This window comes from Amycolatopsis heterodermiae (genome assembly GCF_034929455.1).
Classification (GTDB): Bacteria; Actinomycetota; Actinomycetes; order Mycobacteriales; family Pseudonocardiaceae; genus Amycolatopsis; species Amycolatopsis heterodermiae.
On the sequence record NZ_JAYFSI010000006.1, the window covers coordinates 124809 to 144323 of the forward strand.

Sequence of the window (19515 nt, forward strand, 5' to 3'; positions counted from 1 at the left end):
CACTTGTTCTACTTCACGACGTCGTAGACCAGCTTCTGGATCCCGTTGCCGTACGCCTCGCTGCTGATCAGCTTGAGGTTCTGCTTGTCCTTGTCGGTCTCGCTGAACAGCCGCTTGCCCGCGCCGAGCAGTACCGGGAACAGCAGCAGGTGGTAGCGGTCGATCAGGCCGGCGTCGGCCATGGCCCGGTTCAGCGCGGCGCTGCCGTTGACGATGATCGGGCCGCCCTCGGTCTCCTTGAGCGCGGCGACGTCGTCCAGCGAGCGCAGGATGGTGGTCTCGCCCCAGTTCGTCACCAGGTCGGACTCCTGCAGCGTGGTCGACACGACGTACTTCGGCATCGCGTTGTACTTGGCGAACTCGACGGTCATGCCCGGCCACACCGGCGCGAACACCTGGTAGCTGACCCGGCCGAGCAGCAGGGCCGTGGCCTCCTCCTGCTCGGTGCCCTTCATCTCGTAGGCGGCCGGGTCGAACTCGACGTCCTTGAAGGTCCAGCCCGAGTTGCGGTAGCCCGGCTCGCCGCCGGGTCCTTCGACGACGCCGTCGAGCGAGACGAACGAGGTGGAGATCAGGGTGCGCATGGGGTGCTCCTTGGTTGATCAAGCTTGCGTTCACCAGTGTGTCGAACGGGGTCCGCCGGATTCGACAGCACGCGCGGGAAAACTTCCGACGCACTCGTCCGGGCGGAAGTGGGTCTTGTCCACCGGGCACCCCGGCTCGTACAGTCTTCTCAAGCCGGACAAAGGTCTGAACCTGTGTCCCGCCACCGCCGCCTCCAGTCACACAGGAGGTTGGATGGTGCGCAGACTTCGCGGTGCGGGAGTGCTCGTAACGGTCGCGGCGGGGCTCGCGGTGCTCGCCCCGACAGCGGAAGCCCAGGTCGGAGGCGGTACGTGGACCTCGGACTCGCCGGGCTACAAGACCCAGAACGTCGGCTGCGGCTCGACGTCCGGGCTCACCTTCAAGCTCACCTGCTCCAGCAGCAGCGGTGAGCAGCGGGCGGAACGCCGCTACGACACCTACACGGGCGGCACCCACCAGTTCGAGGGCTCGTTCAAGATCACCAGCATGACGGGCTCCCGGATCAGCCTGAAGCAGACCTTCCGCGACGGCTCGGACTCCGGCCCGTACTTCCTGCTGGCGGTCGAGAACGGCGGCCGGATGTACGCAGTGGAAGGAGGGGCAACCCTGGGCAGCGGCGCGACCGTCGGCACGTCGGTCCGGGTGAACACGATCAACCAGGTCGGCACGTCGCACAAGGTGTACATCAACGGTTCGCTGAAGCAGACGATCGCCAGCCCGAGCGGCAGCTACTACGACAAGTTCGGCAGCTACCGAACCTCGAGCGGCGCGGGTCCGATCACTGTGACGTGGAGCGGCGTCAAGTTCTGGCACAAGTAGGGTCGATCGCGTAAGGCCGTCTCGGGATCTTCAAGCCGTGCCGCCCCGGCGTGGCGCGGTTTGAAGGTCCCGTCGGCTGCCGACGGGATCAGGTGGGTGTAGATCCGGAGCATGTAGCCCGGGTCGTGGTGACCGAGGTACTCGGCCGGCTCCTTGACCGACACTCCGGACGCAAGAGCGACCGAGGCGTAGAAATGGCGCATGCCGTGCATCCCATCCCGTCGCGGAATGTAGTTGAGCTCCGCTGCTCGGTAAGCGGGCCTCCAAATGGCGGTGTTGAACTCAGGGCCGCCGATTGCCTCGTAGGCCGTGCGAGCACCGAGCCGCCGGAGGACCTGCGGCTTCCGGATGAGCAGTCGAGCGGTGCGATGTGCAAAGACAACTTGGTGAAGTCGTCCAGCGCGACCTGTGCCCGGTCGGGCGGCAAGCGACGGGCAGCGTAGCGGCAAGCCAGAAACACTCGGTGGCCTCGAGTGCAGTGGGGTGTGACCCGAGTTGGCATAACGCCGTTCCCGTCAGGTCGTCGTTCACCTGAGCCAGCCCCGCGAGCTGCGGCAGGTCGAGGACTGTGTAGCTATTGAGGGTCAATTCGCGGCAGAACCGCGTGGCCACCTCGCGCGCCAGATTCCTGATCTGGGCGCGTGTTGCCTGTGGCATGACTTCGACGTCACCCAGTCGGTCGATCGACGTCGCGTAGTTGTACGGCGTGAAGTGCGGATTGGTGAGGAACGCCGCCGGCACGTGGCCGAGGTCCGCCTGGCGGGCACCGATGGCCAGATCGGCGAGAGCGTCGAAATAGATGACACCGTCAGACGTGGTGATGATCGAGCGGGCCTTCTCCCAGCCTTCTGCTATCCTGAGGTCACTCTGAGTAAGAGCGTCACGGGTCTGCTCAGCCTTGGCGGCGCGGGCCTGGCCGTAGTCGGTCGAAAGCCAGTCATCGTTCATTCGAATCGGAGAGTCCGGTCGTTCCGCGACTGTGGCCGCATCCGATGCCAGGGGATGGCCGGACAAATCGATGCCGAGCTCAACAGCGACGCTGCCGAGCCGGTTACAGCTGCGTGGCGTGCTCGACCGGCTCACCGACCCACGCGCCCGCCTGATTGTCGAGCTCGCCGCAGTCCACGCGCTGGGTATCGAGGATCTACGCGCACTGAAACTAGGCCACTACGACGCCGCAGACGGCACGATTGCCGTCGAGCGCGGAGGCTTGCCGTTCACGTTCACTTCGGACGCACTCGTCGCCCACTTGATGTTGATGGCCGAGTGGCTACGAACTCGGCACGAGCGCTGGCCACTCAGCCTGACCCCGCACCTGCTCATCACCCGCCTCACCGCGCACGAGCAAGTCCCGATGAGCCGGTACGGCCTCGGTGCCCCGTTCCGGCAGCTCGGGATCACTGCGCGGCAACTGCGCACCGACCGCATCCTCGACGAAGCCCACCACACCGCTGAGCCCGTCCAGCTTATGCGCGTATTCGGGCTCGGCGTCACCACCGCTGTGAGCTATGTCCGCGCAGCCCACCTCGACCGATTCACCCCAGATCCCACCAGTGCGTGACAGGAGCTGCCGACCCACGAGAACGTCCGCTACTGCCGACCAGCGAACTTCATTGCGATGATGATCTCAGCGGCTGCTAAGCCATTGTGAGTCCTTTGGCGTCCGACACCTGGAACGTCCTGGATACGCTCAGCCTAGCAGGTTCGGAATTTCTGCCGTTGGCCTATCAGTCAAGAGCTTCAATCTAAGGCTTCAAAATCTTGTTCGTTTTCTTCCGCGTCACCTTCAGGAGAGTCCATTGTCGACGAAGTCTCAATGGCGGTCGCAAGCATCTCCAAAGCCATCGACGGATTCTTTTGGATCTCAGGATAGCGCTCCAGAGCCAAAATCTCGCTTGTAGAAAGGTTTCGTACCAGCAAGACCGGCCCAGACGTGTCTAGCGTATACTTGATCAAAAGAATGCTCCCCAGTCGAAGGCATGCACTGGGCACATCTGCGACCGATGCGATCAGCTGGCTTGCAGATTGACTAAGCTTAAAGGTGACGTCCGCTTCCGGGATCATCAAACCTTGTATCTCGAGTGCGCGCCCTGCCTTTTCCCGAAGTTCTGCAACTTCGTCAGACTTAAGAAAGCCCTTAACTCGCGACCATGAACGGCGAAAAATGGACCCCCTGATGGTCTCGACGTCTTCAGGAGGACCGTAGCCCATATCGCCGACCAGGTTATCGACGTTCTTCAGGACGCGACGGATTAGTTCTTCGTCGTCCGTGTCGAGGTATACGGCGACACTGATGGACTGATCAGGAAATTCTGATCTGTTGATTTCAGAGACGTTTGCTTGCCGGGTGACGGGAGCTTCCAGATTCAACTGTGATCCCTTTCCTCCTGGCAATGGCAGCTTACTTCGAAGTTCATGACCCACGGGCAAAAGATCCGGAGCTTCCTCTTCGCGCGAAAGCTCAGCCATTCTACCCTGAAAAAACCTGTCGGCAAGAATAACGAAATCTTTGAAGTTCTGAATTGCCGAGGCGAGCTCGGGCGCCAAAATGCCAAGAGGTGTGTAATCGTGACGACTGTACTGTTCAATGGTTATTCTCATGCCGTACAAAGCGTCGTGAAGCTGGTCAATCAAGTGAATAACGTCTGCTTTTTTGTTCATGCTGCCGACTGACCTCCTTGGTCTCGACCAACAAGTCGCCACCAAGGATGACATCGTTACACAGTTAGGAGTGGTTCCAGAGCTCGCGCGTAAACGCGAATTTCGGGAATTTCATGATCGGTTTGGATGGCCACGATGAAACCGGCGAAGAGCGGCCGGGCGCTGGAGCAGGCCTTCACCGACCTGGTGGCCGCCGCTGTGCAGGACGGCGCCGTCCGCGACGACGTGAACGCCGGTGCCGTGCTGATGGCGCTGCGTGGCATCGGCGCGGCTCATGACCGCCCCGGGTGGCGGGCCGAAGCCGACGACGTCATCACCCTCGTGCTGGACGGGCTGCGCCGCCCGCTGTGACAAGGGCGCGCGAAAGTGATCAGGGCGCGCCTCTCCCGGCACCACCGGAACGCCGGATTGCGCATTCCGCTCACCGCCCGTTGACCACATAAATTGTTGCTCAGAGTAGAACAACCACGAGTTTACCTTCCCCGATCGAGGCTTTGCCCGCCTGCCACAATGCTCGGGTCGCGCACCTGCGCGCCTACGGGTTCCCAACCCCTGCAAGGGTCTTGCGGCAACCCGGTCGAGCTTCGGAAACGGAGGACAATCAGTGGACACAAACGTGACAACCCGTGTTCGCTGCCACGTCCCGAATCGGCACCCGTTACGCTGCCGACTCGTATTCCGACCGAGCTGAACGTCGAGCGATCGCTCGTCGTACATTCACCGTTTTCCGAAGGATCGTGATGCTGTTCCCGTCTTTCCGGAAGATCCATTGGGCGCTGGCGGGCACCGCCCTGACGCTCGTCGCCGCGCTGGCCTCCTGGCTGCTCTGGCCCAGCTCCTCGGCCACCGCGAAACCAGACCCCGGCCCCGGTCACCTCGTGTCCTACGCCGCCGCGGCCGGGAGGCTGGCCGGCCTCGACGCCACCGAGACCGACGAGCAGGTCCGGGACTGGGCCCGGCTCTCCCTGGCCGCCCGGTTGCAACTGGACACCGCCCAGGTCCGTGACAACCTGTACGACACCTTCCCGCTGCGGGACATGGGTTTCGCCGACCTGACCCGGCAGCCGACCGGGCCGGGACGGACCCTGCTGGACGGCTCGGGAACGCTGCACGTGCTCGTACCCACCGGCGACCCCCACGAGGCGCGCACCGTGGGGCTGGCGCTCGACCAGCACCGCACCGACAGCGGGGCCGACGCCTCGCAGGTGCAGGTCCACCACTACGCGATCGACAGCGCCGCCTGGACGATCCGGATCACCGACGACGGCGCCATGGCCGCCGACGCCGCCCGCGCGAAGTACGGCTACGTCAGCGAACAGGTCGGCACCACCGAAAACCTGGCCGCTTTCCTGGCCCGCACGTCTTCGCTGTCCACCGTCGAAGACCGCGGTGGCGAGCTCTGGGCGGGTGGCTGGGCCTGGCCGGGCGAGCCCACCGGGCTGCTCGACGCCGAGGACGTTTCCGTGCTGCAGCGCGGCTACGCGCAGCTCACCGGCCCCACTCCCGGCTTCTCCCTCGACCCGGTCCCCTCGGAGACCGACGCCGACCTCCTCGCGTCGATTCCCGGCCTGCGTCCCGATCTGGCCGCACGCATCGCCCAGGACGAGTGGGCCGGCTCGCCGGAGAGTTCGGAAGATCTCCTGAACCTGGTCGACGAAGCGTTGTTCGACGGCGACGTGCCGGCCGGAACGCTGACGGACGCGGGACTGCCGACCGACCGGACCGCCCTGTGGGGCGTGTCGAACGCGCTGACCCACCGGCCTGTCTTCAGCCAGGCGCGTTACGATGGCGGGCTGGCCGGCACGAAGGTCGGCATGACACTCTTCTACACCGACTACGTCGCCAAGAACTGGGTGGCCGACGTCGGCACGGGCGTGCCGACCGCGGCGGTCGGCGGCTTCGTGCGCGAGTCCGAAGCCGTGACGCCGTGGAGCGAGTGCGACGGATCCGGCGGGGCCGACGAGAGCGGCCGGTTGTGGTTCGCCCAGTCCGACGCCGGGTTCGCCTACGGTGCCGGCAAAGTCAGCTTGGGCGCGAACACCACGCGGCTGTTCAGCCGGGCGGACGCTCCCGGCGGCGGCCAGGGCGACGAGGTCGAGCCGAGCTACGCGGCAGGCCGCGGCCTGCACTGGTGGGACCAGCACTTCCAGGCCGTGGCCGACTACGAGCGGCAGTACGAGCGGCTCGACCAGATCATGCGCTGGAGCGGCGCGCTGGACTGGCTGGTCGGCAAGACCTCGGCGCGGCTGCCCCAGCTGCCGGACTCGCAGATCCGGTCCGACCTGAAGTTCGCCGACTGGTACCGCGAGAACACCGAGCTCAAGGAGCGGGGCGACGTCGGCTTCGTCACCCCGCCGTCGGCGAAGCAGGAAGCCGTCGTCTCCATCCCGTCCAAGGCCTCACTGGAGTGCGGCGGCCAAAGCATCCGCGGCGGGGTGTCGCTCGGCGACCGCACCACGCGGACGGCGGACAAGACCTTCCGGGCGAGCCTGCCTGCCGGCATCGACCGCGCCGGGCTGCAGGACCCCTCGTCGACCTTCGACGGGACGAGCGGGTCGGGCCGGATCCAGGAGGTGACGGCGCTCGACGACCAGGCGAACGTCGTCGACGACGTGACGCGCACGCTGCGCCCGGCGCCCGACGGGGGATCCGCGATCGGCGTCGAAGCCACCGGCCGCAAGGTGGCGCCGTACGGCGGGTTGAAGGTCTGGCGCGCGGAACAGTCTCCGCGCCGGTTCGACGTCGAGCTGCGCGCGGACCACGGCCGGGTCTCCCAGCGGATGTCCATGCAGGGCACCGATCTCGGCGAGCTGGTCGCGACCAGGCAGAGCGCCGACCTGGTGACCGTGCAGTGGCGGCGCGGCCTGGTCGACCGGGTTCGCACGGCGCTGGAGTCGGTCCAGAACCGGTTCGCCTCGAACCCGGGAGGCGCGGTCCCGCCGGTGACCGACGGCGCGCTGTACAGCACCGAGGACGCCGGTGGCCGGTGGTCGAGCCGGGTGGGCGGCCCGGACGAACCCTGGCTTTCGGTCGGCGACACGGTGTCGCCGCCCGCCGACGCGCTGGCGTTCCGGCTCGGTGGTCCCGACAGGGCGGGCGAGGCCCGGTTCCTGATCGGCCAGCTTGCCCCGCACCCCACCCTCGACGGACCGTGGCTGGACGTCACCTCTTCGCCCGGCCACGGGACGGTGGTCGCCTCCGTCGGCGGTCCGCCGAAGAACCACCAGACCGTCCGGGTTTCCGCGCAGGACGGGAAGTCCGCGGACCTCAGCTGGGCCGACGGGCACGTCTACGTCCCCGCCGGCGATCCACTGCTCGGCGTGAACGGCACTGTGGAAGGCGCGGCGCTGCTGCGCGACTTCCCGCGGGTGCTGGACGCGATGGAGCTCGCCGGCAAGGCGCGCGACGGGCTGATCCGCGCGGTGGACCTGGGCTCCGACGGCGTCGCCCTGGTCAAGCCCGACGAGATCCAGCTGCTGCCCGCCGCCGACCCCGGCGCGGAACGCGTGGTCCGCGCGACCGGCCCGGCCGGCTCACCACCCCCGACGGTACGTGTTGTCGCGGGCCGGCTCGAGCACGTCGACACGAGCCGGCTGACGACCTCGGCGTCCCGGACGTCCGACCTGGGACAGGTGCTGGGCGAACCCGGCGCCGACGTGTACCTGCACGAGGGCATGCGGGCGACGCTCTCCGTGGCGGACGGCCCGATCCTCGTCGAAGCCCTGCCGCACGACACCAAAGTCACCGTGCGCGAGGCGCGGCTCGACGACGAACAGGCATCCCAGCCGGTCACGGCACCCGACGTGCGGGTGTACGAGGGGCAGGACTGGCAGTTCGTGGGCGGGCTCGGGCGCGGCTTCGTGACCGGCGTTGCGGGCCAGGCGCCTTCGATCGGCACCGGCACCCCGTCGGCGACCACTTCGACGACGCCTTCGGGCCCTTCCCCGCAGGCGCGCCGGAAGATCCTGCTGGTCTGCCCGGACACCGGCCAGCCCCTCGCCGGGTGCACGGACTGATGAGCGCACCGCGGAGCATCGGCCCCGAGCACCCGGCGGCCGCTCTCGTCGCCCGGGCCGGCGAGGCGTTCACGACCGGCGACGTCCGCGAGCTGGACCGCGCCTACCAGGCGATCGTCCCGCTCGTGGCCGGTACCGCGGTCGCGGCCGCCGTGGCGGTCGACCACGTTTCGCGGTTGCTCACGCTCGAACACCCCACCAGAGCGCGGAACCGGTGCGAAGAGCACCTGGCCCGGCATCCGCGAGAGGCGGTCCTTCGGGTGCTGCTCGCCGAGATCGCGTCGTCGACGGGGGATCACGAGCGCGTCCGGTCCGAGGCGAAGGCGATCCGGCGGTCGAAGCTCGACGACGAGAGCCGGGCTCGGCTGCTGCGGGTGGAAGGGCTCGCCGCGGCCGACGACGGGCCGGCCGCGGCCGAGCTGTTCGCCGCCGCCGCACGGCTCTTCGCGGCGGCGGGGAACGCGGCCGGGGTCGCTTCCGTCGGCCGGGCCCGTGAGCTGGTCGCCGTCCGGCGCGGCGACGCGGACGCCGTGGCCCGGGTCCTGGCGACGGAGGGTGCCCGGCCGAAGCCGGATCCGGTGCGGCTCGCCTTGGCGTTGAAGCGAGAGCTGCGTTACGAGGAGGCGTTGCGAGTACTGCGGAAGGCGGCCCGCAGCCGGCGCCACGATCACGCCCTGCTGTTCCCGGTCCTGCACGAGTGCGCGGTGCTGCTGCGGCTGACTCGCCAGGACGAAAAAGCACGCCAGGTGGTCGAGCAGCTGGAGGAGCTGGCCGCCACCGCACGCGACCCCGCCGCGGCCCGGGCGGCGATCGCCCTGGTCTCCGGTGATGTCCAGGCGTCCTGGGACGAGCGGTTCGACCATCGATTGCGCCACGTGCGGCAGCTGGTCGAGAGCCGGCGGATCGCCGACGCGGAGCACCTGCTGCCGGAGCTTCGACCCGCACCGGAAGCGGACCGCGAGACGGCGTTGTGGCACCTCGCCGCAGGTGAACTCGCCCAGGCGCGGTACCAGGAGACCGGCCGGCGGGAGTTCCTCGCCGAGGCGGCACGCCGGTTCCGAGTCACGGTCCGGCACACGGATTCCGTGTCGCTCCACGACGTCCGGCAGCTGGCGCTGCGCCTGCTCGGCCGGGTGCACGCCCGCCTGGGCGACGCTGGGCAGGCGGGCGCGTGCTGGGCCGAGGCCCACCGGATCGAGGAGGACATCGCCGGGCGCCAGGTCACCGACGACGTGCGGATCCGGATGTTGCTGGCGGCCCCCGACGAGCACGACGAGCGGGTCCGCGCGGCCGGGGAACTGGTGGCGGAACGGGGTCCCGAGGCGGCCGCCGGGGTCGCGGCCGCCATCGAAGCGGCGCGGGGCACGTCGATCCTCGGCGCGGTCCTGCCCGGCCGCGCCGGGGCCGTCCGCGACCTCCCGGCGCTGGCCGACTTCGGCAGCGCGTGGCGGTGGCTGTCCCGCACCACGCGCGATCTCCCCCGGTCGCAAGTGGTCTGGCTGCTCCACGCGACCCCGGAGCGGGTGTACCACGCGATCGCCGGCCGCGATCTGCTGCTCCAGTTCTCGGTCGGGGCACGAGCTCTCGAACTGAGCGACGCGGTGGGCGGCCTGCTGGCGTGCTGCAGTGGGGATGTCCTGCCGAGCGCCATCGAGAGCGGCGATTTCGAGAAAGCGCTGGCCCGGATCGGCGACCTGATCGGGGTGGCGGAGGTGGTGGAGGTCGTTCCCCCGCACGTCGAGCGGATCGCGGTCGTCGCGGGCGGGGTGCTGTCCGAGATCCCGCTGGCGGGCCTGCTCGTCCCGGACACGGCCGAGCGGCTGGGCCACCGGTTCGCGCTGTCCGACCTGCCGTGCCTGTCCGCGCGGGATCCCTTGCGGCGCAGGGCGTCCCGCCAACGCGGGGATCGGACGTTGAGGATCCGGCCTCCGGTCCCGGGGCTGTCGCGGACGAAGGTCCCGCCCCGGTGCACCCCCCTTGACGACGCCGACGCGACCACCGATCGGTTGCAGGAAGAGGTCAAAACCGGACGCTACCACCGGATACGCGTCGACGCCCACGGCGCGCACGACCCCGCCACGCCCGCTCGGTCGTGGCTTCAGCTGAGCCCCGAAGGTGGCCAAGGACGGTGGTACGCCGAGGATCTGCGCGCGATGGACCTCGGCTCCTGCGCGACCCTCGTGCTCGGCGCCTGCGAGTCCGGCATGGCCCGCCGGCGGGGGCGCGACGAACGGGCCGGCTTCGTGCGCGCAGGACTGCAGGCCGGAGCGTCCACTGTGGTCGCCGCCCGGTGGGACGCCCAAGGCCGAGCGGCGACGAAGGTGCTCGACCGGTTCGAACGCTACGTCCGCTACCTGCCCCGCGACGTCGCGCTGCAGCGGGCGCAGCTGGACCTGTGCCGCGAGACCCCCGCGCTCGGCCACCCCGCGCACTGGGCCTGCTGGACCCTGTACGGCGATCCGGGCCTGGAGACCGCTGCCGGCCCCCTGCGCCGTTTCGCCCGCCGCATTTTCGACCCTGTGAGGAACCGAGACGCCGATGCACGATGACGCCCCCAGCAAGGTCTTCATCTCCTTCGCCGGCGAGGACCGCGCAACGGCCTGCCGGCTCAAGGCCGACCTCGGCCGCCACGACGTCCAGGCGTTCGTCGACGAGGAGGACCTGCCGCCCGGCCGCGACATCCTGCTCGGCATCGACGCGCTCATGTCCGCGGCGGACTACTTCGTCCTGCTCTGGTCCAAGCACACCCCGGGCCGGAGCTGGGTGGACGCGGAGTGGTCGGCCGCGTTCGCCAGGGAGCTGGACGAGTCGGACGCGGACCGGTTCCTCCGGGACCACCGGGTGTTCCTGTTCATCGTCCGCCTCGACGACACCCCGCTGCCCCTGCTGCTCGCGCCACGCAAGTACCTGGACGCCCGCGGCGGCTGGGATCCGGTGGTCGACAAGCTGACGGCGGCTTGGCGCCGGGACCGGCTGGCGGGCTCGCCGATCCGCCCCGCACCGGTGACGACGGCCGACAGCATGGACCTCGGCCGCGTCACCCTGTACGTGCACAACCAGGCCCTGGAAGTGACGCACACGGTCGTCGTGCCGGCGTCGACGACCGGCCGGGACGTGGAAAAACTGGTCCAGTCGGCGCTCAAGCTCCCGGACCGCGAAACCATGTTCGACGGCCGGATCGGGATGGACTTCCGGTACCGCCTGTTCACCGGCGGACTGCCGTTGTTCGAGGGGCCACTGAGCGAGGCGGTGGTCACCGACGACAGCCGGGTCGATCTTGTCGTCCTGGTCGACACTTTCGGGCCGAACGGGACGACGTCCAAGGAGGTGTATCTGTCGGACAAGCCGCCTGGGGGGCTTTCGCCCGCTGCGCGCGAAGCGTTGATCACCGCCGCGTTCGGTCACCTCAGGATCTGATCCGGTCACCCTTCTCGGTGGCCGGCGGACGAGGGACCCGCACCGCTGGTTGAGCGAAGAGCTGCTCTGCGGCCAGTTCGTCTCCGCCGTGTTCGATTGCGCGGGGCGGTCGGACGCGCTCGAAATGTTCCGGCGAGTTGCATCGGCTCCGCTTTCCGGTGAAGTGATCCCGGGCCGGCTGCTGAGCTGTTCGGGGGATTTCGCCGTCATCGGGGGTGAATCGCGTAACCGGGGCGGTGCGGCCGGCGACCTTGGGCGGGGAATCCGGTCGAAGAAAGCTGAGGGTAGCGGTGATGGCGCGCACCACGTGGTGGCGAGTGGGGCTGGTAGTGCTGCTGACGGCGGCGCTGGTGTCGTGGGTGGCGGGATCCGGCTGGCTGGACTGGATGCTGGCCGACCACCATCCGGCTCGCAATGTGCTGGAAGCGCTGAGCTGGCCCGCCGGTGTCCTCGCCTTCCTCTGGCTGGCGGTGCCCTCCCTCCTCAAGTGGGCACGCCCCGCGGATTCCACGGCGGATACGCCGCCTCGGGCCACGACGATGACCGCACATCGCGGCACCGGCGTGACCATCCAGGCCGGCAGGGACATTCGCGGCAAGACCGTGCTGAAGACCGTCCGGTCGCCGGGGGACCACCCGGACGAGCCTGCAAGTCCCGCGGCTGACGAACCTGATGAACCCGATGCCCCAGCTTCGGCAGACGCGTCGACGATGCGCTCGCACACCGGATCGGGCACCACGATCCAAGCGGTGCGGGACATCCGCGGCGGCATCAGGATGGGGACCTTCCTCAGCGTTCCGATGCCCCGTGCGGTGCGCACCCTGATCATCGTGGTCCTGGTGGTCGCGCTGGCCGGAGGCGCGGTCGCCGCCGTGGTGACGTGGGTCCTGCCGGAGTTCGCGCCCACCTACAAGACCGAGTTCCTGGTCGACCTGTCCGCGACGGGCGCCGACCAGTCCGCTGTGGCGGAAAGCAGTGAGTCGCTGCGGAAGGCGATCGGGAACACCGGCGATGACGACGCCGTCGCGCTGCGGACCTTCGGCGGGCAATGCGGAACGGACGGCAACACCTCGCAGGTGGTCACCTTCGGGACGGGCAACCGCGATGACATCGGCAGCGCGATGAGCGGTGCTTCAGTGAGCGGTGCGGCGACCCTCGTGCGAGGCTTGATCGGGGCGGCCGAGGACTTCAGCGCGCCGTTCTCGCAGAACGCCAAGCAGGTCAACCGGATCGTGGTCGTCACCCGCAACGGCGTGGACGCCTGCGACGACGACACCGGCTTCGTCCAGCGGGAGATCCGGGACCGGCTGGCGGCGTCCGGCCTGGCGGTCGAGTTCCGATTCGTCGGCTACCGCCTGGCCGACAAGGACAAGCCGGTCCTCGACAAGCTGGCGAGCAGCGCGTCCGCACCGCCACCCGTGCTCGCGCAGGATCCCGCGGAACTGCAGGCGGCACTCGACTGGATCGCCAACGTCGAGCCCGTCCTGCGGTCGGCGCACGACGTCGTCGGCGCTCTCAACCCGGTCGCCAAGCAGCTCAACGACGCGGCGCAGGCTGTCGTCGACGGGAGAATGGACGTCGCCGACCGCACACTGGCCGCGATCAAACCCGCCTCGGCGGACGTCGAGTTCTCCAACCTCGAGAGCCGGGCGAAGACACCCGACGCCATCGAGGTCTACCGCCGTGCGACGTCGTTGCGGGACAGGCAGAAGAACGCCGTACCCGCCGTGACCGGGCTACTGGACCTCGCCAGGGCGGGCAAGCCGTTCGCGGCCGAACTGACCGCGTTCCGCCACGAGGCCGACCTCTACAACTCCGAAGTCGACGTCCTGAACACACTCTTGGCCCGGATGCGGGCCGCCGGTCCGGGAGGACACTAATGAATCGGCGTGCGGTGCTCATCCCGCTGGCCGCCCTGCTCGTCGTCGTGGCGTGCGCAGCGGTCTACGTCTTCGTCCTTTCGGTGCCGGCCTACCGGACCGCCGTGGTGGTGGACACCTCCGCTCCGGGCACCGGCCTCGCCCAGATCGCCGGCGCGGTGCGGTCGGTCACCAGCAACAGCGGCGACTCCGACGCGCTCAGTGTCCGCCGCTTCGGCGGTGAATGCGGTTCTGCCGGCAACACCTCCGAGATAGCCGACAGCCCGGACGAGGTGCAGCAGGCCGTCGGCTCGCTCTCCCCGTCCGGCAAAGCCACCATGGTCGACGGCGTAGCGGCGGCCATCGACGGTTTCAGCGGCCTGCTGACCCGCCGCGGCAGCGTGCGCAACCGGATCGTCGTCATCTCCACTTCGGGCGCCGACGCCTGCACGAACGACCCGGCCGGCGCGCGCAAGGCGCTGGACGACCGCCTGGCCGAGGCGGGACTGGACCTGGACATCAGGGTCGTCGGCTTCCAGGTCCCCGAAGACCGGAAGGCCGCGCTGGCGCAGTTCGCGGGTGCGTCCGCCGCCGCGTTCACCGGCAACGCCGACGAGCTCAAGGCGGTCCTCGACCGGCTCGTGGTCCCGGCCCTGCCCGACGCGGCCTCGATCAGCCTCAGCGCTCCGGAGCCGGACCCGAGCTATGCGTTCGTGACCGGCGACCGCCTTGCGGTCGTCCGCGGGACGAAGGTGGTCGCGCAGACCCCCGGCGTGTTCACGAGCACCTACACCGTCCACTACTCCGCGGACGGGCACTTCGTGTTCGCCGTGACCGCGGCGGGCATCTCCACCCTCGACGTCCGGTCCGGCGCCGCCAGGGTGGTGCCGTGCGGAAGCTGTCAGGACGCGGTGGCAGCGGGCGGAAGCGTGCTCAGCTGGCTGGCCGGCAACGTCCTGACCACGCTCGACCTCGCCGAAACGGGCGCGAGGCCCCGCTCGGTCACCACCGTTCTGCCCGACCGCAAAGTCGACGAGCCCAACCAGATCCTGCCGCTGCGGATCCTGGCCGGACGAGAGGGGAGCACCCTCGTTTCCGCGCCCGACGGCGTGTCCGCGTACGGCGGTGGCGCGGAGAACCTGTACCTCGTCCGCCCGGGCGGCCAGGTGTTCCCGCTCGGCACCGCCCAGGGCAACGTCGCGATTTCCGGGACGACGTTCTCCCCGGACGGCCGCTTCGCCGCCTACGTCGCCGCAGGCCACGCGGGGGCCTGTGAGACCCGGTCCTCGATCGTCCTGCTCAACCTGGCGACGGGCACGCACGAGGAAACGCCGCCGGTGGGCGACCCGAACGACGAAGGGTCCGGTGTCGACGACGTCTGGTACGACAAGGACGGCACCCTGAACATGATCTACACGTCCTGGCGTTGCGATTCGAGCGGCGGCCCCCGTACGTCGGTCACCGTCCCCGAGGGTCGCTGGCGCCTGGAGAACTCCGGGTGGACCCAGCGCGATCCCAGCTCGGCCGGCTACACCCGCCAGGTGGCCCCCGGCTTCCGCGCGGTCCTGGGCGATCCGTCCCTGCAGGACTACACCCGGGAGCTGTCCTCGGAGATCAACGGCGCTCGCACCAAGATCTCGGACAACGTCAGGGCCATCGCCGTGCCGGACTGACGGTTCCGCCGGCCCCGGTGAGATGACTCTCTTACCGGGGCTGGATCACGACCTTCCCGCGGACGTCGCCCGCTTCGCTCCTGCGGTGCACGTCGGCGCGGCCGTTCACCGTGTGCGTCTCGGCGATGTCGACGGTCACCTCGCCCATGTCCACCAATCGCACCAGCTCGGTGAGCTGGGCCGCGTCGTAGCGGACGACCACGTGTGTCGACGTCACGCCCGGTGGTGCGGGCACGGGGGCCGCCGCGGAGATGATCGTGCCGCCTCGGCGGACCGGTGGGGTCCATGGTGGCGGGGTGCCGACCAGGTGGATCAGCACGTCGACCGGCTCGATTGCCGATGCGACCAGCTCGCTCGTGTAGTCGATGATCTCGTCGGCGCCGTGGTGGCGGACCGCACCGGAGCTGCGCGCGCTCGCCGTGGCGATCACTCGGCGACCCTGGCGCGCTCTGCAGCACGCCCGGGCGGTAGCATTCCCCGACGTCGAGCGCGAGGGACGGTATCTGGTCGACCTCGCCGCTGTGCAGCTTCAGCTCGGTCAGCCAGGGGCGGCTTACCGCACACTTCTGGCCGCCGAGGAACGTGCCCCAGGCGAGGTGCACACTCGTGCCGCCGTTCGGACAATCGTCGAAGCGCTGCTCGGCCAGAACCAGGCCGCCGTACCAGGAATCCGTAACCTTGCCGCGCGGGTTCACGTTCCGGCCTGACCATTCTTGTTGATGACATCCACCGGGCATTGTCAACCAGCCCAGCCGCAAGCTTTGAGGACCAACGTGCCGGCCAAGTTGAGGCCGTCTGCGTTCGCCGCGCTGATGGCCCAGGTTCCCGTGCCCGGCGGTGTCGAGGGCATCGAGGTATCGATCCCGGGCAACGAGCCCGGCCGCGTGATCCTCTACTTCCACGGCGGCGTCTACGTCATCGGCTCGGCGGCGACCTCGGTCCCGCTGGTGGGCGAGCTTGTCCGGCGCACGGGCGTCGACGCCGTCACCCTCGACTGCCGGCTGGCCCCCGAACACCCGTATCCGGCCGCGCTCGAAGACGCCCGCGGCCGGATACGAGGGCCTGCTCGCGCAAGGTATCGACCCCGGCCGGATCGTCCTCGCCGGTGACTCGGCCGGCGGCGGGCTGGCGGTCGTCACCCTCCTCGCGGCGAGGGAGGCTTTGCTGGCGGTGGCCGACGCCCCGAACCCGCCGTTGCGGGTGCTGTTCGGCACCGGCGGCCTGGACGTGACCGCCATGACCAGTGACTGCGGGGGCCTGTGATCTTTACCTCTCGGTACAGAATCTGCCTGCCGAGTTCTATACCGTCAGGTACATAACCGGGAAGGTTCGGTCGATCTCGAGGAGTCGAAGCCGTGAGTGACGTTGTGCGCATGTACCGCCAGGGCGAGGCGGAGGTCCTGCAGCTGGAGAGCGAAGACGCCGGAGCTCCGGGACCCGGTCAGGTCCGGCTCCGACAGGAGGCCATCGGCCTGAACTACGTCGACACGTACTTCCGGAACGGAACGTTTCCGGTCCGGCCGCTGCCTGCCGTGATCGGTGTCGAGGCGGCCGGGACGGTGGACGCCGTCGGACCGGGCGTCACCTCGGTATCGCCGGGCGAGCGCGCCGGCTACTACTTCGCGCCCGGCGCCTACCGGGAGGTCCGGCTGATCGCCGAGTCGCAGCTCATTCCCCTTCCCGACGACATCCCGTCCGACGTCGCCGCCTCCGTGCTGGCCAAGGGACTCACCGCGTGGGCACGGGTGCGGCGCGTCCACCCCGTCGGGCCGGGAACCCTGGCCGTGGTCACCGGAGCCACCGGTGGCGTCGGCTCGCTGCTGGCCTCCTGGGCGTCGGATCTCGGCGCGAAGGTCATCGCCGTGGCGGCCCGCCCCGAGCAGGTCGCGACACTCAACGCCCGGGGACTGGGGAACGTCGCCGTTGCGGGCACGGGTGGTCTGGCGCGGCTGGTGGCCCGCGAGGCGCGGCCGGTGGACATCGTCTACGACCTGGTCGGACAAGCGGTGTTCGACGACGTGGCGAGCGTGCTGAACGAGGGTGGCCGGCTCGACCTTGCGGGAAGCGCGTCAGGGGAGATCGACGCATCCCTGCTCAGGCTCAAGGCGCCGGGCGTGCACGTCACCCGATCCTCGACCGGGGATCATCTGGCCGGCCGCGAGGTGCTGCTCGGTGCCGCCGACGAGGTTTTCGGCGCGCTGCGCAACGGCGTGTTCGGCATGCGCGAGGTCCGCAGGTATCCGCTCGCGGATGTGGTGCGGGCACATCGTGACGTCGAGGCGCGCTCCGCGGGCCCGGCTCCGGTGCTCATCCCGTAGCGACCGGCTGGACGAACACCCCCTGGATCGCGAGATCCACCATGCGATGCAATTTTGCGGCCGGGACGCCGTCGTTGGCCCGTACCGCGATCCCCTCACTGAGGCCGGCGGTGTACAGCGCCAGCGTCTCCGGGTCGGCGTTCATCGTCGGATCCCCCTCGGCCACGGCTCGCTCGAAGCGCTCACGGATCAACTCGAGGGCGTTGGCCCGCTGCTGGGCGACGTAGTCGCGCATCGGCCGGTTGTCCGGCGAGCACTTGCCGATGCCCTGCACGACGAGGCAGCCGTGCGGGTGGTCGTCGCTCGCGACGACGTCGACGGTGCGGTGCAGGAACGTCGCGGTGGCCTCGCGTGCCGTGGGCAGCGCGAAGGCCTCCATCTCCCACGCCGGGCCGACGGCGATGTAGCGCTGCACCGCCTTCTCGAACAGCTGACGCTTGTCGCCGAAGGCGGCGTACATCGAAGGCTTGTTGATGCCCATCGCCTCGGTCAGCTGCGCCAGCGACGCGCCCTCGTAGCCGTGCTCCCAGAACACGTCGACCGCCCGGTCGAGGGCGGCGTCGACATCGAATTCGCGTGGCCTGGCCATGCCCCAACTATACCTCGCGGTACAGAACGTGCCATCACGGTTTGATACCGTGCGGTACAAAACCAGTACAGGAAGCAGGACATGGGAAATCTCGAGAGCAAGGTCGCCCTCATCACCGGCGGATCACGCGGCATCGGTGCCGCCGTCGCCCTCCGGCTCGCCCGCGAGGGCGCCGATGTCGCCATCACCTACACCGCGGCCGAGGAGGCGGCCAACACTGTCGCCAAGGAGATCGTCGGTCTGGGTAGCAAGGCCCTGGTCCTGCGGGCGGACCAGGCCGACCCGGCCGCGGTCGACGCCGCCGTCCGGCAGGTCACCGGTGAGCTGGGCCGGCTCGACGTCCTCGTGAACAGCGCCGGCGTCACCCACACCGGCCCGGTCGGGGCCGACGGTCTCGACCTGGAGACCTCCGACCGGCAGATCGACATCAACTACCGGGGCGTGCGCAACGCCGTCCGGTCCGCGGCGGCGGTCATGGCCGACCACGGGCGGATCATCAACATCTCCACCTCCACCGCCACGGGCTCGATCATGTTCCCCGGGTTCGCCGAGTACTCGGCGACCAAGGCGGCGGTCACCGTCTACTCCAAGGGCGCCGCCCGCGACCTGGGTCCGCGGGGGATCACCGTCAACGTGGTCCAGCCGGGCCCGATCACCACCGACATGAACCCCGACGAGGGCGAGCTGGCCGACCTGCTCAAGGCCCGCGGCGCGCTCGGCCGCTACGGCACGGCCGAGGAGGTCGCCGCGCTGGTCGCCTTCCTGGCCGGTCCGGAAGCCGGCTGCATCACCGGCGCGACCTTCAATATCGACGGAGGGCTCGCAGCGTGACCAAGGGCCTCGTCCGCGCGGGTCGCGGACGAGGCTCACTCGGAGCGGCTTCCCTTGCGCGTGGCTCCGGTGCGTGTTTCGGGGTGCTTGCGGCGTGTCCGATCGAGCCTGGTCGCCGGCGACCAGCAGATCTCCGACGCCGGGATTGCGCGGCGTGACCGTCAGCTTCACCTTGTGCGTACGGCCTTGCGCTACATCGGCTTTGACGTCGGCCGGGACCAGCCACGCCTTGAACCCGGCCGTCGTTGTCGCGTCGCGTCGCATCTCTAACGAAAACTCCAGCTCGCCCTCAGCTGCCAGTGGCCTCGACCAGGCTGGCCAGGGTCGCCCGCGCCTCGGCGTAACCGCGGGTCTTGAGGCCGCAGTCCGGGGTGACCCACAGTCGGTCGGCGGGGAACACCGCGACGGCTTTGCCGAGCACACTCAGGACGTTGACGAGGACCGGTGCTTCGCATACGGCCGGGGCGTCTTTACCTGCACATCGGCGCACACGTCTACGGCGTTCTGTGTGAAGCGGCGACCTGCTCAGCGTGCCGGCGCAAACAACCCACTGGTTCGATATGGGAACTCGTCCCGACTGCGTGTCGGTCCGATTTCTTCCACGACGACGGCGGCTGGGTCGGCACGTTCACCGGTTTGCCGATCGCTGCGGCCTTCCCGGACTTCGACACCTTGTCGGGTGGGCCCCGGTCGCTGACGTTCTCGGAGGTGGCCGCGCGCTGTCCGAAGCGTCGGGGCGGACCATCC

The 19515-nt window shown here is 69.2% G+C and carries 16 protein-coding genes and 3 pseudogenes; 12 read left to right on the plus strand and 7 right to left on the minus strand.

All coding sequences use genetic code 11. The features are described 5' to 3' along the window. Positions 1 to 8: 8 nt before the first annotated feature. Complete coding sequence (locus VA596_RS25450) at positions 9 to 584, minus strand: dihydrofolate reductase family protein (protein WP_323330662.1); 576 nt, start codon at positions 582 to 584, stop codon at positions 9 to 11. A 214-nt stretch (positions 585 to 798) separates the two neighbouring features. On the opposite strand from VA596_RS25450, the gene VA596_RS25455 reads away from it, so the two are divergent. Next, positions 799 to 1404, plus strand: coding sequence for a hypothetical protein (locus VA596_RS25455; RefSeq protein ID WP_323330663.1), 606 nt, complete (start codon positions 799 to 801; stop codon positions 1402 to 1404). Between the two features lie 282 nt (positions 1405 to 1686). On the opposite strand, the gene VA596_RS25460 is transcribed toward VA596_RS25455, so the two are convergent. Then, on the minus strand, positions 1687 to 2352 hold the full coding sequence (locus VA596_RS25460; protein WP_323330664.1) for a hypothetical protein: 666 nt from the start codon (positions 2350 to 2352) through the stop codon (positions 1687 to 1689). Positions 2353 to 2470: 118 nt separating this feature from the next. On the opposite strand from VA596_RS25460, the gene VA596_RS25465 reads away from it, so the two are divergent. Continuing rightward, positions 2471 to 2965, plus strand: a complete 495-nt coding sequence (locus VA596_RS25465) for a site-specific integrase (protein ID WP_323330665.1) — start codon at positions 2471 to 2473, stop codon at positions 2963 to 2965. Between the two features lie 179 nt (positions 2966 to 3144). Here VA596_RS25465 and VA596_RS25470 read toward each other — a convergent pair whose 3' ends face one another. Next, positions 3145 to 4065 (minus strand): hypothetical protein, encoded by a 921-nt coding sequence (locus VA596_RS25470; RefSeq protein ID WP_323330666.1) that lies wholly within the window; start codon positions 4063 to 4065, stop codon positions 3145 to 3147. A gap of 144 nt (positions 4066 to 4209) precedes the next feature. Between VA596_RS25470 and VA596_RS25475 the strand changes: the two are divergent. The 6 genes and pseudogenes from VA596_RS25475 to VA596_RS25500 form a co-directional block, all read left to right on the plus strand. Beyond that, positions 4210 to 4416, plus strand: a pseudogene (locus VA596_RS25475) (SbtR family transcriptional regulator); the annotation flags it as partial. 389 nt (positions 4417 to 4805) lie between these two features. Further along, positions 4806 to 8081, plus strand: a complete 3276-nt coding sequence (locus tag VA596_RS25480; protein ID WP_323330667.1) for a hypothetical protein — start codon at positions 4806 to 4808, stop codon at positions 8079 to 8081. Further along, on the plus strand, positions 8081 to 10630 hold the full coding sequence (locus VA596_RS25485) for a CHAT domain-containing protein (RefSeq protein WP_323330668.1): 2550 nt from the start codon (positions 8081 to 8083) through the stop codon (positions 10628 to 10630). The genes VA596_RS25480 and VA596_RS25485 overlap by 1 nt, the downstream gene beginning before the upstream one ends. Beyond that, on the plus strand, positions 10620 to 11498 hold the full coding sequence (locus tag VA596_RS25490; protein ID WP_323330669.1) for a toll/interleukin-1 receptor domain-containing protein: 879 nt from the start codon (positions 10620 to 10622) through the stop codon (positions 11496 to 11498). The genes VA596_RS25485 and VA596_RS25490 overlap by 11 nt, the downstream gene beginning before the upstream one ends. Positions 11499 to 11791: 293 nt before the next feature. After that, positions 11792 to 13378 (plus strand): vWA domain-containing protein, encoded by a 1587-nt coding sequence (locus VA596_RS25495; RefSeq protein ID WP_323330670.1) that lies wholly within the window; start codon positions 11792 to 11794, stop codon positions 13376 to 13378. Then, positions 13378 to 15030 (plus strand): hypothetical protein, encoded by a 1653-nt coding sequence (locus tag VA596_RS25500; RefSeq protein WP_323330671.1) that lies wholly within the window; start codon positions 13378 to 13380, stop codon positions 15028 to 15030. Before VA596_RS25495 ends, VA596_RS25500 begins: the two co-directional genes overlap by 1 nt. A 31-nt stretch (positions 15031 to 15061) precedes the next feature. Here the strand turns inward: VA596_RS25500 and VA596_RS25505 are convergent, their stop codons facing one another. Next, a complete protein-coding gene (locus VA596_RS25505) occupies positions 15062 to 15460 on the minus strand; it encodes a zinc-binding dehydrogenase (RefSeq protein WP_323330672.1) in 399 nt (132 codons plus the stop codon). Positions 15461 to 15803: 343 nt separating this feature from the next. Between VA596_RS25505 and VA596_RS25510 the strand changes: the two genes are divergently transcribed. Both VA596_RS25510 and VA596_RS25515 read left to right on the plus strand, forming a co-directional pair. Then, positions 15804 to 16139 carry an alpha/beta hydrolase gene (locus VA596_RS25510; RefSeq protein ID WP_323330673.1) on the plus strand — a complete coding sequence of 112 codons (336 nt, stop codon included), beginning with the start codon at positions 15804 to 15806 and terminating at the stop codon, positions 16137 to 16139. A gap of 246 nt (positions 16140 to 16385) precedes the next feature. Further along, entirely contained in the window at positions 16386 to 17348 is a 963-nt protein-coding gene (locus tag VA596_RS25515; protein ID WP_323330674.1) for an alcohol dehydrogenase catalytic domain-containing protein, read from the plus strand. On the opposite strand, the gene VA596_RS25520 is transcribed toward VA596_RS25515, so the two are convergent. Further along, positions 17338 to 17937, minus strand: coding sequence for a TetR/AcrR family transcriptional regulator (locus VA596_RS25520; RefSeq protein WP_323330675.1), 600 nt, complete (start codon positions 17935 to 17937; stop codon positions 17338 to 17340). The genes VA596_RS25515 and VA596_RS25520 overlap by 11 nt on opposite strands. An 81-nt stretch (positions 17938 to 18018) precedes the next feature. Between VA596_RS25520 and VA596_RS25525 the strand changes: the two genes are divergently transcribed. Continuing rightward, on the plus strand, positions 18019 to 18768 hold the full coding sequence (locus VA596_RS25525) for an SDR family oxidoreductase (protein WP_323330676.1): 750 nt from the start codon (positions 18019 to 18021) through the stop codon (positions 18766 to 18768). Positions 18769 to 18930: 162 nt separating this feature from the next. Here VA596_RS25525 and VA596_RS25530 read toward each other — a convergent pair. Both VA596_RS25530 and VA596_RS25535 read right to left on the minus strand, forming a co-directional pair. Further along, positions 18931 to 19068 (minus strand): annotated as a pseudogene (locus VA596_RS25530) (trypco2 family protein); the annotation flags it as partial. Then, positions 19058 to 19189: a hypothetical protein gene (locus tag VA596_RS25535; RefSeq protein WP_410171924.1), complete on the minus strand. Its 132-nt coding sequence runs from the start codon at positions 19187 to 19189 to the stop codon at positions 19058 to 19060. The gene VA596_RS25535 and the pseudogene VA596_RS25530, both read right to left, overlap by 11 nt. Between VA596_RS25535 and VA596_RS25540 the strand changes: the two are divergent. Then, a pseudogene (locus VA596_RS25540) lies at positions 19181 to 19443 on the plus strand (cupin); the annotation flags it as partial. The gene VA596_RS25535 and the pseudogene VA596_RS25540 overlap by 9 nt on opposite strands. Between the last annotated feature and the right edge of the window lie 72 nt (positions 19444 to 19515).